The following is a 13,534-nucleotide window of genomic DNA, read 5'->3' on the forward strand; positions in this document are numbered from 1 at the left end:
ACCGTGCCGGGGCTGGTTCTGCCACGGCCGGAATTCCGACAGACCGCCGGATCAGCGGCCCAGCTCCGCTCGGACTTCATGACGCAGGATCTTGCCGGTGGCCGTACGGGGTAGCTCGTCCCATACGACGATGCGCTCCGGCGTCTTCGAACTGCGCAGCCTCCGCCGGACCTCGGCGCGAAGTGCCTCGCTGTCGAGCGAGGCGCCCCGGGCCGGGACGACGACGGCTTCGATGCGCTGGCCCCATTGCTCGTCGGGCATGCCGACCACGACAGCGTCGGCCACGCCCCTCTGCCGCAGCAGGACGTCCTCGATCTCGGCCGGCGCGATGTTCTCCGCACCTCGGATGATCGTGTCGTCCCGGCGGCCCTCGATGAACAGGAAGCCCTCGCCGTCGCGCCGGCCGAGGTCCCGGGTGTCGAACCAGCCCTCGGCCGACCGGGATTCGACGCCCGCGTACTGCCCCGACACCTGGGCGCCACGAACCCAGACGCTTCCCGACACGCCCGCGGGCACGGGCGTGAGGTCCTCGTCCCGGATCTCGATCTCGACTCCCGGGATCGGTCGGCCGGCGGAGTGCAGTCGCGCCCGCGCCTCGGCATCCTCCGAGGCGAAGGCCCGTCGGTGGTCGTCGGGCCCGAGTACGGAGATGGTGGAACTGGTCTCCGTGAGCCCGTAGGCGTTCACGAATCCGACCTGCGGCCAGGCCTCCAGCGCCCGTTCGATCACCCGGGGCGGCATCGCGGCGCCGCCGTAGGCGAGCGTGCGCAGCGCGGGCACCGACTGTTCCGAGTCGGGTTCCTCCATGAGGCGGGCCAGCATCGTCGGCACCACCATGGCGTTGGAGATGCGCTCGACGCGTACCAGCTCCAGCCAGCGGCTCGGCGAGAACGTGTCGAGGACGACGAGCCGACGGCCTGCGTAGACGTTGGTCAGGACGTTGGACACGGCGGCGATGTGGTAGGGGGGTACGCACATCAGGGCCGCGTCCTCGGGTTCGGCGCTGCCGAACTCGACGCTTCCGATGACGTAGGAGACGAGGTTGTCGTGGCGCAGCACGACTCCCTTCGGCGCCGACGTCGTCCCGCTGGTGTAGATGATGGCCGCGGCGGGTTCACCGGATGCCGGTGCCGGGCCGTCTGCGGTCTCCCCGGAGGCCGTGGCGTCGCGCCAGGCCTTCGGGGTGAGCGGCGGGGCTTTGGTCCCGGGGAGCAGCGGGGCGTGCTGCTCGTCGGCGATGACCCACGCGTCGGCGTGGTTCGCCAGCAGGGACTGCAACTGCTCGGTGCCGAGCCGGTAGTTGAGCGGGACGAAGGGCACGCCCGCCGCCGCGGCGGCGAACAGCGCCAGCGGGAAGGCGGGGCCGTTCGCCGCGAGGTAGACGACCGAGTCGGCGCCCGAGGCGTTGATGAGCGCCGCGCCCCGGTGTGCCGCTGCGCGCAGCTCCCCGGCCGTGAGCCCCTCCTCGGCGGTGCCGACCAGTGTGCGGTCGGGGAACCCGCCGGCCGCCATGTCCAAGAGCATCGTCAGGTCCATCGCCGTCGCCCGCACTCAGTCCGAGGCCGGCAACGGCTTGGCACTCTTCACGGCCAGAGGCACGCCTGCTACGGCGAGGGATCCCTGGCCGGGCTTGGTGCACAGCAGCTCCACGCTGCCGTCGTCGGTGGCGTAGCGCTTGCCCAGCATCGTTCCGGCCGCGTGGTCCGGGTCGAGGGGCTCCTGGAGCAAGGTGTCCTGCTGCGTCTGGTCGACCATCGGCCGGCCTCCGCACGTCACCTCTTTGTCGCCGGCCGCCCAGCGCACGATGACGACGGTGGTGCTGTCCACCGTGCTCGCGAGCATCATTCCGATTCGCGGCTGCATGTCGACTCCTCTCATTGCTTCGATCTGTGGGCCCGGCTGTCCGGCAGGGGCTCAGCGAGCCGGTGCCCGACCGATGACTCCGTCCGCCTCAAGGGCGGCGATCTCCTGCCCGGTCAGGCCCAGTTGGGCCAGCAACTCCTCGTTGTGCTGACCGAGCAGCGGGGCGTGACCGACGTGGTGCTGACCGGGGCCTCCGGAGAACCGGATCGGCAGGGTGCTGTGCCTGGCACTGCCGTTCACCGGGTGTTCGACCTGTTCGAAGAAGCCGCGGAACCGCAGCTGCTCCAGTTCGCCCTGACGGTGCGGCTGCACCGCCTTGGCCACCGGCACTCCGGCGTCCCACAGGAGTTCGACGGCCTGATCCGCGCCGCGCTCACGGCACCAGGCCCCGAGGTGTTCGTCGATCTCCTCGTGACGCCGATGCCGTCCCTCTGCGGTGTCCAGCTCCGGGTCCGTCGCCCATGCGGGCCGGCCGATCGCGTCCCGCAGCGCGGCCCACTGCTCGTCGGTGGCGACCGCGACCGCGACCCAGACGTCCTTGCGGCCGAACTCGTCGATGTCCGCGCTCAGATACAGGTTCTGGGGCGCCGCGGTCGGTCCGCGGTTTCCGTCCCGCTGCAGCAGGGCGCCGTAGGCGGAGTGCTCGATGACCTGTTCGGCGGCCACGTTGAGGGCGGCGTCGGCCATCGCGGCCTCCACCAGGCTTCCCTCGCCCGTGCGGCGCCGATGCTCCAGGGCGAGCAGCAGACCGTTCAGCGCGTGCACACCGGCGTTCGGGTCACCGATCGAGTAGGGCTCGACCGGGCTCTGGTCGGCGTGACCGGTCAGCCATGTCAGCCCGGACGCATCCTCGATGACGTACGCGAAGGCGGCGTGGTCGCGCCACGGTCCGTCGAGCCCGAAGCCGGGCATACGAACCATGATCGCGTCGGGCCTGATCTGCCGTACGGCCTCGTAGTCCAGGCCGATCTGGTTCAGCACACGCGGGGTGTAGTTCTCGACGATCACGTCGCAGGTCGCTATCAGTTGGCGCAGGAGTTCGCGCCCGCGTTCGCTCTGGAAGTCGAGCGTGAGGCTCTTCTTGTTGGTGTTGAGGCCGGAGAAGATCGGCGACATCTCCCACCACTGGTCCACGGTGGCCCGGACACCCGCCATCAGCCGGGTTCCGTCGGGCCGGGTGGTGGACTCCAGGTGGATGACCTCGGCGCCGAGCAGGGCGAGGACGTGGGTGCAGGAGGGACCGGCCCAGAAAGCCGTCATGTCCAGGACCCTCAGGCCACTGAACGGCAGCCGGTCCTCGCCGGAGCCCGCTACGGGGACCGGCCGCGGGGTCCTGGGTGCGGCGCGGACGCTCTCGGTGTGCTCGCCGAGACTTGGCGCCGCCTCCACAGGCCGCAGCGTCGCCGGCTGGAGGCGGTAGGGGTGACCGGGTTGGAGGAACCCGTCCCGGGGATTGTGCTGGAACGTCCCCCGCTCCTCGTAGTGGTCCATGAGCGGAGCGGTGGCGCCGTTGGCGACCAGGGCGCTGGGGATCCGGAACGCCGTCGCCAGCTCGCGCACCTCTGCCACGGTCCGGCTGCCGATCCACTCCTGGATCAACGGGGCCACCTCGTTGGTGCGCTCGACGATCGAGAACGGGTTCTCCTCGTCGATCCACTCGGGGTGGCCGACCATCACGCACAGGTCGAAGAACTGCTGGGGGGTCGCGCACCCCATGGCGACCATGCCGTCCTTGGCCTGGGCCACCCCGGGAAGGTTGAGCGACCGCGCCGTACGCCTCGGGCCGCCCCGCATGTCACCCCAGGTCACCGAGTAGTAGGTCATGGACAGGACATGCGCCTCGAGCATCGAGAGGTCGACGAGTTCGCCGCGGCCGCTGTCCAGGCCGCGCAGCCGCGCGGTCAGGGCGCCCACGGCCGCATAGGCGCCGGAGACCCAGTCTCCCGGCCGCCCTCCGATGGAGACCGGCGCGCGGTCCTGTGCGCCGCGGCCGGTTCCGAAGACGCCACCGGACCACGCCTGCAGCGTGAACTCCGTGGCCGGACGATCCCGCCAGGGTCCGTCCAGCCCGAACGGGCTGATCGATGTCACCGTCAGGTGCGGATGACGGCGGTGGATCTCCTGCGGGGAGAACTCCTCGAGTCCGGCGACGCCAGGACCCGGGGACCACACCACCATGTCGGCCGCTGCCAGGAGTTCGCGCACGAACTCCAGGTCCTCGGGGCGGCCGGCATCGGCGACGACGCTGCGTTTGGAGGAGGCCAGGAAGCTGAAGAGGGCCCCGCCACGGTGGGCGTCGACGGCGGCGCCGGAGGCCGACCAGCCCCGCAGCGGGTCACCATCCGGCGGCTCGACCTTGACGACCTCCGCTCCGCCGTCGGCCAGCAGCTTGGTGCAGTAGGCGCCGGCAATTCCGGTGGACAGGTCTATGACGACACTGCCACTCAGCGGCGGTTCAACGGGGGACATCAGCGGCTCCCATCAGTCAGTGCGCTACTTGGTCTTGTTGCGTCCGCGCCGGCTGAGCCGCCACTCGGGCGGGAACTGGTCGTCGTTGTCCCTGACGGCGTTGGGGATGCCGCCCGCGACCACGTCCTCGTCGAGGATCAGGTCGTCGGCGTCGGGCTGGGCGACGTTGCCGATCGACTCGAACAGGCCGGTCATCATGGCGCCCATGTACTCGCCCTGGTACTGCTTGTACATCTCGAAGAACACCTTCTGCATGTACACCGCGTCCGTCGGACGGGTGCGCGAGCAGGCGAGGGCGTACTTCTGGACCTCCGCCTCCAGTTCGTCCCGGGAGACGACGGAGTTGAGGAAGTTGCAGTCGTACATCTCCTTCGCGCTGAACGGCCTTCCGGTGAAGACCATCTCCTGGAACTTGCGCAGGCCCATGGTCTGCGCCCAGGTCCACATCCGGGGCGCCCAGCCGATGTAGCGGAACGCGGGGTGGCCGAAGAGGGCGTCGTCGGAGGAGACCACCAGGTCGGCGTCGGCCGCCTGGTAGAAGTGCCAGCCGTAGCAGTAGCCCTTGACCTCCAGGATGCTGATCTTCTTGAAGTCCTGGAGACAGCGGGTGCCGCCCTGGGTGCTGGCGTAGTACTGGCCGAGGATTCCGCCGTACCGGTAGGTGTTCTTGGGCGGGTAGGTGACCTGGTCCTCGGTGAGCCGGAGTTCACTCAGCCGCGGGCCGGGCGTCGGCGCGTCGTGGAACTCCATGACCTCGGCGATGTCCGCTCCGGTACCGAGGTTGTCGCCCGCGCCTCGGATGACCAGGACCTTCACGTCGTTGTCGATGTTGGCGGCGTGGATCAGGTCGGCGTAGCGCAGTCGTGCCGCCGCGGTGGGGGCGTTCATGTACTCGGGCCGGTTGAGCGTCATCGTGGCGATCTTGGTCTTGGGGTCCTTCTCGTAGAGGATGATCTCCTCGGCGGAGGGACGGTCGCTTTCGGTCATGTGCGGGGAGTCCTTTCCCATGTACGTGGAAGGCGGCCAGGGCCGGAGCGGACGGCCCTGGCCTTCGGGGACGAGCCGGACTGCGGTGAGTCACGGCCTCCACAAGGGGCTCGTGGTGAGCAGCTCGGGCCCTTCCGTGGTGATGAGGACCGCTTCACGCCCGAGGACGGCGCCCACGCCCTCCTGCCAGACATAGCCGGTCACGGACAGCACCATCCCAGGTTCGAGCCGTTCCTCGGCCGCCGTGGCGGGCAGGCCCGACGTGACCACCGGCGGGTCGAAGCCCAGGCCGATTCCCCGGGCCACCGGCATCGGGGGCAGCGACTCGCCGGCCGTGTCGTAGGCGGCGAGCAGGTCGCTGGCCTGGGCGCCGGACCGGCAGGCGTCGGCCAGCAGGGCCCACAGCTCGTCCCAGCGCCGGTACAGGGACTCGACCGCCTGCTGGTTGCCGCCCTCAACCGGCCAGGTGCGTCCGACCTCTCCGATGTATCCGTCGGCGACGACTCCCGCGGTGAAGGCCACGAGGTCACCGGCGCCGATACGGCCGCCGTCGTCGACGAGCCGCCAGCGGTGTTCCCGGGACGTCCGCCAGACGACCTCCTGGGTGGCCGGGGTCGTCACGCCGCCGGCCGCCGCCGCCTCCAGCAGCGCGCCGGACAGCTCGCCCTCGGTGACGCCCGGCCGCAGCTCGGCCAGGGCCTTTGCCAGGCTGGTCTCCGCCACACCGATGGCGTGGCGCAGGGCTGTCACCTCTTCGGGCGTCTTGATACGGCGGGCCGCGCGCAACGCGGTTTCGCCGTCGACCAGTTCGGCGGCCGGGAAGCACGAGGCGAGCATCTGGGCGATGGTCGGGTTCGACGCGTCACTGCCGACGCGTCGGGCCGTCGCCGTCCCCGGGATGCCCCGGATCACCTTGACGTAGTTCGCCGGGTTCCAGCTCAGCGGGTAGAGGTTCTCGTGCGGGATGTCGTCGGGGATTCCCTCGTCCCAGGTGCTGAGCAGGTGGATGGATCCGGTCTCCCGGACCACCACGCACGCCGGGAAGAAGGGGTGCGTCCCCGCGTTCCACAGCAGTCCGCCCGCGCCGGTGACGTAGCGGATGTTGGCACCCCGTCCGAGGACGAGGGCGTCGAGGTCGTGGGCTTCCATGTGTGCCAGCACACGCTCTCGCCGCCCGGTGCGGAGAGCGCGGTCGTCCGGCAGGACCTCAGTCGCCATAGGGCGCGTAGGTGTAGTCGGTCAGGGCCGTCCAGCCCTCGTCCTCGATCACAATGACCTCCTCGCTGCGGTAACCGCCGGTGCCGTCCTCCCAGATCACGGGTTCAAGGACGAGCACGGTGCCGGCCTGGAGCACCTGGCTCTCGTCGAACTCCTGGCCGAGGTCGGTGCCGATCAACGGCATCTCGGCGGAATCCACACCCATGCCGTGGCCCAGGTAGAAGTGGGGCAGCCAGGGTTTCTCGCCGCCGTTGGCATCGGTCGCGGCCTTTGTCAGGTCGGCGCCCGTGGCTCCGGCCCGGGTGACGCCCTTCACCGCGGCTATGATGTCCTGCCACCTCTTGAACAGTGACTTCTGATGGGGCGTCGGGTCCTGGCCGACCACCCAGGTACGGCCGAAGTCCGACATGTAGCCGGCGTAGTTGATGCCGACGTCGGTCCACAGCACGTCGCCCTTGGCCAGCTCCCGCTCGGTCGACAGCAGCGGGAGGGCGAGGTCGCCGTGGGTGGTCCACACGCCTTCGGCCTTCGAGTCCGGCATGACCTGCCAGATCGGGTCGATCACGTTCGCCAGTGCGCCGTACTCGTAGGCCTTGCGCAGGAAGCGGGCCGACAGGTCGACCTGACGGGCCCCCGGCTTCAGGGTCCCCGTCACCTCGGCCATGGCCTGCTCCGTGATCCGCAGAGCCTTGCGGATCACCGAGAGCTCGTCCGCGGTCTTGACAAGCTTGGCCTGACCGATGACGTGCGACGCGTCACGGAGCGAGCCGGACGGGAACAGCGTCTTCTCGGCCCGGCGCATGGCGCCCGTCAGCTCGTCGACCGCCACGGTCGCGCCGGCCGGCACCAGGTCCGCGAGGACGCCGGCGAAGTTCCGCACGCCCTCGTCGTATTCCAGGTAGACCGGCGGGTGGATGTGGTCCGACGGGAGCAGTGCCTCGCCGGAGGAGCCCTCACGGAAGGGCATGAAGAGATGGGGCCAGGGGTCGTCGGCCGTGACCACGGCGACCGGGCGGTCGACGTGGGCGAGGCCTGAGTCGCCCAGCGGCCAGCTCACGCCCGTCGCGTAGCTCACCGCGCTGTTTCCGAGCAGGATCAGGGCGTCGACGCCCTGCGCCGTCATGGCCGCTTGCAGACGGGCACCGCACTCACGGCGCATTCGGGCCAGATCCGGTGTGTCCGGGATGTCGATGACGGTCATCGCCGCCTCCCACACGATGTCATGGAACTTCGCCGTCGCTTTCTTCGCGGGTCCGGCCCGGCCTACAGGCCGAGGAATCGCTTGACGTTGCCGCTGACGATCTTGGCCGCGTTCTCGGGGCCGACGGCGTCCGAGATCATCGTGATCGACTTCTCCGAGTAGCCGAAGGTGCTCTCGTTGTGCGGGTAGTCGGCGGCCCACATGACCTTGTCCACGCCGATGTGCTCCAGCATCTGCATGCCGAGCGGGTCGACCATGAAGGAGGCGTACATGTGGTTGTCCCAGTAGCTGCGGACGTCGCGCTCCACCGGACGGTCCAGCATGTGCCGGTAGGAGGCGAGGATGTGCTCGCCGTCCTGGAGGACCGAGGCGACCCAGCTCGCGCCGCCCTCGAACCACCCGACCTGGAGCCCCGGGTGACGGTCGAGGATGCCGCTGAAAACGTACCTGCCCCACACCTCGTGGAAGCCGGTCACGTTGTTCACCATGCCGACGAGGATGGCGTTCTGCTCGCAGGGGGTCTTCAGACCGGTCTCGCCGATGTGGTGCGAGACCGGGATCCCGGACTCCTCGACGGCCTCCCAGACGGGATCCATCGCCATGCTGCCGTAGTCGATCTGGTTGCCCTCGGAGTCCTTGCCCGGGTTGAGCGGCATGAGGAAGGTCCGGATGCCGAGGCTCTTCAGCTCGGCGAGGGTACGGCGGGTGCCCTTCGGGTCCCACCAGTTGATGAGACCGACGCCGTAGAAGCGGCCGTTCGAGCGCTCCTGCAGCTTGGCGATCTGCTCGTTGTAGATCCGGAAGCAGAGCTCCCGCACCTCCGGGTCCGGGTAGTGGAAGATCGCCAGGAGCGCGTTCGGGAAGGCCAGTTCCTTCTCGATGCCGTCTGAGCGCAGCTCCTCCAGCCGGCCCTCGATGTTGCCGCTGTTGGACCCGGTCAGCGGGTCGTACTGCATGAGGACCCGGCTGAATTCCTTCGGCAGGAACGACTTGCCGGCCACGCCGATCTCGAAGGCGCCGTCCTCGTACCAGATGCGCGGCGCCTTGTTCTTCAGGCGCTCGGGGAAGTTCTCGTAGAAGATGTCGTCGGCGAGCGAGATGTGGTTGTCGGCGGAGAAGATCTCCGTGCCCTGTGGCAGGTTCAGTTCACTGCCGGTGTGGCCCTGCCGGTCCTTCGGAGCGCCCAGCCCCTCGGGCGGGTACAGAGTGTCTGTCTGGGTGGACATCATCGTCCTCCAATCGGTGCGGCATTGCGGGAAATTCACGGGGGGGGGAGTTACACCCGGAAAAGGCATGCGAAAAGCCAGGGCGGGGAAATCGGATGAACATCAGCAAGGCCGGAAGCGTGCCGGGAAAAGGGGTTTCTCCCTCATTTTCGAGTGAACATCTTCCCCGCCGTCTTGTCAATCGCCTGATTTAAAATTCCGACGGCTCAATTCCTGGACCACCGGCCCCCACACGTCCGTGTCGATGTCATAGGTGGTGTAGAAGGTCACCCGGTCCACCAGGGCTCCGTAGCGCCGACGGATCTCGGCGGCAAGCCGGCCCGGTTCCGCCACCACCGCGAAGGCGTTCAGCACCTCGTCGTCGACGAGCGCGCCCATGGCCTGCCACTTGTCCTCGCGCGAGGACTTCGACAACGCGTTCAGCTCATCGCCGAGTTCGCCCCAGCCGTGCAGCTCAAGGACGGCTCGATAGGCCGGCGTGCTCCCGTAGAAGGCGACCTGACGCCGCGTATGTTTCACGGCGTTCGCCATCTCCTGCTCGGTGCGCCCGGTGGCGGTGAGCAGCAGGAGACTCACGGCGAAGTCACCGCGGTCTCTGCCGGACTTCACGAGGCCTTGCTCGACCGTGGGCAGGGTCACCTCGCGCAAGTACCGCTCGGTGGTGAAGGCGTGCGCGAGCAGCCCGTCCGCAGACTCCCCCGCGACCGCGGTCATGGCCTCGCCGACGGCGGCCACCAGAATCTTCGGCGGCTTGCCCTCGGGGGTCGGGGGCGGTGAGAAGAACGGGGTCATGAGGGTGTGCGTGTAGAAGTCACCGCGGAAGTCGAGCTTCGTACCGTCGTTCCAGGATGACCAGATCGCGTGCAGTGCCGCCACGTACTCGCGCATGCGGGCCGCGGGTCTGCTCCACGGCATGGAGAAGCGGCGTTCGATGTGCGGCTTGATCTGGCTGCCCAGGCCGAGAGTGAAGCGACCACCGGAGTACGACTGCAAGTCGTGTGCGGTGTAGGCGAGTTGCATCGGGGAGCGGGAGAAGGCCACCGCGATGGCCGTGCCCACTTCGAGCTGATCGGTGTGTTCGGCAGCGAGGAGCAGCGGCAGGAACGGGTCATGGGCGGCCTCGGAGGTCCACAGACCGTCGTAACCCATTTTCTCGTGGCGCCTGGCCTCGGTCACGATCTCCGAGGCGCCCCACACGCTGAGCGTGCCATCCACTTTCATGGGCTTCTCCATACGGATCCGGGTTTCAGGAGGCCGCGGTCTCCGTTTCGGGGGCCACGGAGGTCGGGGGCTTCACCACACGCTTCATGCCGGCCGACGTGCCGCCGTCGACCGTCAGCAGCGTTCCGGTGACATGCAGCGATCGGTCTCCGACCAGGTAGGCGACGGCTTCGGCCACGTCCCTGGCCTCACCCAGCCGCTTCATCGGCTGGATGGCCGCCATCACGGCGCGGATGCGCTTGGTCATCTCGGGGTTGGCGGTGGCCGAGGAGAGCAACTGCGTGGGGATGCCGCCCGGCGCGATGCAGTTGACCCGGATGTCGTGCTCCGCGAGGTCGATGGCGACACCCTTGGAGAAGTGCACGACGGCCGCCTTGGAGGCGGCGTAGATGGGCACACCGGGGTTGGCCATGGTGCCGCCGATGGAGCTGATGTTGACGATGGCTCCCCCGCCGCTCGCCGCCATGTGACGGCCGGCGGCCTGGGTGCCGTGCATGACACCCAGGAGGTTGATCGACATGATGCGTTGGAAGTCGGTCAGGTCCTCGTTCAGGAAGCTGTCCGTCATGGTGCCCGAGACGCCCGCGTTGTTGACCATGATGTGCAGGCCGCCGAACGTCTCCACCGCGAAGTCGACGAGCGCCTGCACCTGCTGCGGGTCGGCCACGTCCGTCCGCTGGAACCGGGCCTGCGGCCCGAGGTCGGCGGCCAGGGACTCACCCGCGTCCTTGTTGACGTCGGCGAGGACTACGCGTGCTCCCTCTTCCAGGAACTTCTCGGAGATGGCTCGGCCCAGGCCACCGGCCGCGCCGGTGACTATGGCGACTCTGTCGGACAGTTCTTTGGTCATCGCCGTTGATGTCCTCTCGTCCCTATGTGATGGATGCGCCCCCGTGGATCCCCGGCCACCGGGCACCCGGTCCTGCCGGGCGCCCGGTGGCGGGCCGGCCTGCTCGGCTACCAGGCGACCGGCAGCTCCCACACGCCGTACGCGAGCCGGTCGTGCTTGAAGGCGATCTCCTCGATCGGCTTGGCCAGGCGCAGCGTGGGAATGCGGCGGAACAGCGTGCCGTAGACGACCTGGAGCTCGACGCGGGCGAGTTGCTGGCCGATGCACTGATGGATACCGAAGCCGAAGGCGTTGTGGTGCCGGGCGTTGTCCCGATGCAGGTCCAGCTTGTCGGGCTCGGGGAAGACGTTTGCGTCGCGGTTGGCGCTGAAGAGTTCGATGATGATGCCCTCGCCGGCGCGGATCACCTCTCCGCCGATCTCTATGTCCTCCAGGGCGATGCGCCGCTGGCCGCCGTGGACGATACTCAGGTAGCGCAGCAGTTCCTCGACCGCTCCCGAGACCACCTTCGGATCGTCCGCGTCGCGCAGGACCGCCAGCTGCTCGGGGTTCTCCAGCAGTGCGACCGTGGCAAGGGAGATCATGTTGGCGCTGGTCTCGTGGCCTGCGGTGAGCAGCCCCAGACCCATCATGGCGGCTTCCGCGACGGTGATGTCGCCGGCATTGACCCGTGCGGCGATGTCGGACAGTGCGTCGTCCGCCGGATCGGCCGCCTTCTTCTCGATCTGCCCGACCAGGTAGGTGTTCAGCGCCATGAAGACTTCCATGGTCTGCTCCATGGTCGAGTTGTGCCGGATCCCCGCGGAAGCGTGGCGCTGGACGAACTCGTGGTCCTCGTACGGTACGCCGAGCATCGAACTGATCATCATGGTCGGCAGCGGCAGGGCCAGCGCCTCGACGAGATCAGCCGGCTGCGGTCCGGCCAGCATCCTGTCGATGAGATCGTCGGTCATCTTCTGAACCACCGGGCGCAGCGCCTCCACCCGCTTCAGGGTGAACGGGCTGGTCATGATCCGGCGGTAGTGGGTGTGCTCCGGAGCGTCCGAGTTGAAGACCGAACGCGGGCGGTGCTCCACGCCGGCGGCCATGCCCTCGTGCCAGTGCGGGAAGCCCGGCAGGCTCTCGTTGACGCTGACCCGGGGGTCGTTGAGCAGGGACCGCTGCTCGGCATGACCGGTGATGATCCAGGGGGTACTGCCGTCCCAGATCCGGATCTTCGCCAGACTCTTCCCGGCGGTGTGCGACCTGAGGGCCGGCGGGGGGTCGAACGGGCAGCCTTCCGCCCGGGGCAACGGCCAGTCGGGAAGAACCGCGGCCGTGTCGTCTGCGGCACCTGTCACTGCGTGGGACATCTCGCTCCTTCGATCTGGGCCGGGGGTGGTGGTTCCTGCTCGGTTGGTCATCCCTCGATGTGGATGGCCAGGGCGGGGCACACGGCCGCCGCGTGCCGAACGTCCTCTGCGAGTGCGGCGTGGGGCGCGGGGTCGAGCAGTACGACGACTCCGTCCTCGTCACGCTGGTCGAACACGTCAGGAGCGGCGGCCACGCACTGTCCGGCCGCGACGCACCTGTCCTGCTCGATGCTTATCTTCACGGAGAGCTCCTCACTGCCGTGAGGCACAAAGGCACCTCTGGGAGCGATGGGAATCGACTGGCAGCAGGCCGACGCGACAGAAGTGGGGCCCTTCAGGGGGCACGCGTCCCGGCGTCTCTGCACTCCGCAGTGAACTCCCGCCCAGAAATTAAGTCAATCGGTTGATTGAAAATATCTCGACGGGGTTCCTACGCACCGTCGGTCACCGGTGCCTGCCACAGTCCGACGATCGCGTCGACCAGGCCGATGGAGACCGACCGCCAGCCGGTCCCGGGGAGGGCGGAACCGTCCGCCAGGACATGCTCGTACTCGGCGCACATGGACAGACAGATGTGCCGGGTCATGGCGGTCCGTTCCGCGCGCACCGCGACCGGGAGGTCGGGGAGACAGCGGTGCACGCCCTCAAGAACCTGCCACTGCGCGGGAGACGTGATGGTCTCGTCGACCACGACCTCGTGGAGTACGGGGTCGACCATCACCTGGGCGCAGAAGCGCGCATACCACGTCGGGCTGCCCTGCCCCGCCAGGTACTGCGGCAGCGCACACACCAGGCAGGACACCCAGTCCCGCAGTTCCCAGGAGTCGCCGATCTCGGCCAGGAGACGCCTGGTGACCTGCTCGATCTGCTCGGTGTGTTTGTGGGCGATGGCCCGCACCAGGCCGTTCCGGGTGCCGAAGTGGTAACTGACGGCCGCCGTGTTCCCCTGCCCCGCGGCGAGGCTGATCTGGCGGTTGGACACCGCGTACACACCCCGCTCGGCGAACAGCCGCTCGGCCGCGGTCATGATGAGTTCCCGGGTCGCCTTCACGTTCTCGACCCGCACAGTCCCACCCGACATGCTGACTTCCTCCGGGGCACCCTGGCGCTCGACCTGGCACAACCGCCGAATAGCGAGCCAGCTTAC

The 13,534-nt window shown here is 68.7% G+C and carries 12 protein-coding genes; all 12 read right to left on the bottom strand.

Going from position 1 to position 13,534, the window contains the following annotated elements; genetic code table 11:
- Nucleotides 1-51: 51 nt before the first annotated feature.
- The 12 genes from ABZ490_RS23850 to ABZ490_RS23905 all read right to left on the bottom strand — a co-directional run bounded on the left by ABZ490_RS23850 (nt 52) and on the right by ABZ490_RS23905 (nt 13,468).
- The gene (locus ABZ490_RS23850; RefSeq protein ID WP_358993199.1) at nt 52-1,524 is read right to left on the bottom strand and encodes a fatty acid--CoA ligase family protein; all 1,473 of its coding nucleotides are present in this window, start codon (nt 1,522-1,524) and stop codon (nt 52-54) included.
- A 27-nt stretch (nt 1,525-1,551) separates the two neighbouring features.
- Nucleotides 1,552-1,863 carry a hypothetical protein gene (locus ABZ490_RS23855; RefSeq protein WP_358993202.1) on the bottom strand — a complete coding sequence of 104 codons (312 nt, stop codon included), beginning with the start codon at nt 1,861-1,863 and terminating at the stop codon, nt 1,552-1,554.
- Between the two features lie 51 nt (nt 1,864-1,914).
- Entirely contained in the window at nt 1,915-4,332 is a 2,418-nt protein-coding gene (locus tag ABZ490_RS23860; protein ID WP_358993205.1) for a CoA transferase, read from the bottom strand.
- Nucleotides 4,333-4,356: 24 nt separating this feature from the next.
- Complete coding sequence (locus tag ABZ490_RS23865; protein WP_358993208.1) at nt 4,357-5,319, bottom strand: enoyl-CoA hydratase/isomerase family protein; 963 nt, start codon at nt 5,317-5,319, stop codon at nt 4,357-4,359.
- A 90-nt stretch (nt 5,320-5,409) separates the two neighbouring features.
- A complete protein-coding gene (locus ABZ490_RS23870) occupies nt 5,410-6,537 on the bottom strand; it encodes a M24 family metallopeptidase (RefSeq protein ID WP_358993211.1) in 1,128 nt (375 codons plus the stop codon).
- The gene (locus ABZ490_RS23875; protein WP_358993214.1) at nt 6,527-7,738 is read right to left on the bottom strand and encodes a Xaa-Pro peptidase family protein; all 1,212 of its coding nucleotides are present in this window, start codon (nt 7,736-7,738) and stop codon (nt 6,527-6,529) included. Before ABZ490_RS23875 ends, ABZ490_RS23870 begins: the two co-directional genes overlap by 11 nt.
- A gap of 62 nt (nt 7,739-7,800) precedes the next feature.
- Nucleotides 7,801-8,964, bottom strand: a complete 1,164-nt coding sequence (locus ABZ490_RS23880; RefSeq protein WP_358993217.1) for an amidohydrolase family protein — start codon at nt 8,962-8,964, stop codon at nt 7,801-7,803.
- A gap of 177 nt (nt 8,965-9,141) precedes the next feature.
- Complete coding sequence (locus tag ABZ490_RS23885; RefSeq protein WP_358993221.1) at nt 9,142-10,185, bottom strand: TIGR03617 family F420-dependent LLM class oxidoreductase; 1,044 nt, start codon at nt 10,183-10,185, stop codon at nt 9,142-9,144.
- A 25-nt stretch (nt 10,186-10,210) separates the two neighbouring features.
- Nucleotides 10,211-11,035: an SDR family oxidoreductase gene (locus ABZ490_RS23890; RefSeq protein ID WP_358993224.1), complete on the bottom strand. Its 825-nt coding sequence runs from the start codon at nt 11,033-11,035 to the stop codon at nt 10,211-10,213.
- A 107-nt stretch (nt 11,036-11,142) separates the two neighbouring features.
- Nucleotides 11,143-12,387, bottom strand: a complete 1,245-nt coding sequence (locus ABZ490_RS23895) for a cytochrome P450 (protein WP_358993227.1) — start codon at nt 12,385-12,387, stop codon at nt 11,143-11,145.
- Between the two features lie 47 nt (nt 12,388-12,434).
- The gene (locus ABZ490_RS23900) at nt 12,435-12,629 is read right to left on the bottom strand and encodes a ferredoxin (RefSeq protein WP_358993230.1); all 195 of its coding nucleotides are present in this window, start codon (nt 12,627-12,629) and stop codon (nt 12,435-12,437) included.
- A 188-nt stretch (nt 12,630-12,817) separates the two neighbouring features.
- The gene (locus ABZ490_RS23905) at nt 12,818-13,468 is read right to left on the bottom strand and encodes a TetR family transcriptional regulator (protein ID WP_358993233.1); all 651 of its coding nucleotides are present in this window, start codon (nt 13,466-13,468) and stop codon (nt 12,818-12,820) included.
- Between the last annotated feature and the right edge of the window lie 66 nt (nt 13,469-13,534).

The organism is Streptomyces sp. NPDC005811, from assembly GCF_040630405.1.
Taxonomy (GTDB): Bacteria; Actinomycetota; Actinomycetes; order Streptomycetales; family Streptomycetaceae; genus Streptomyces.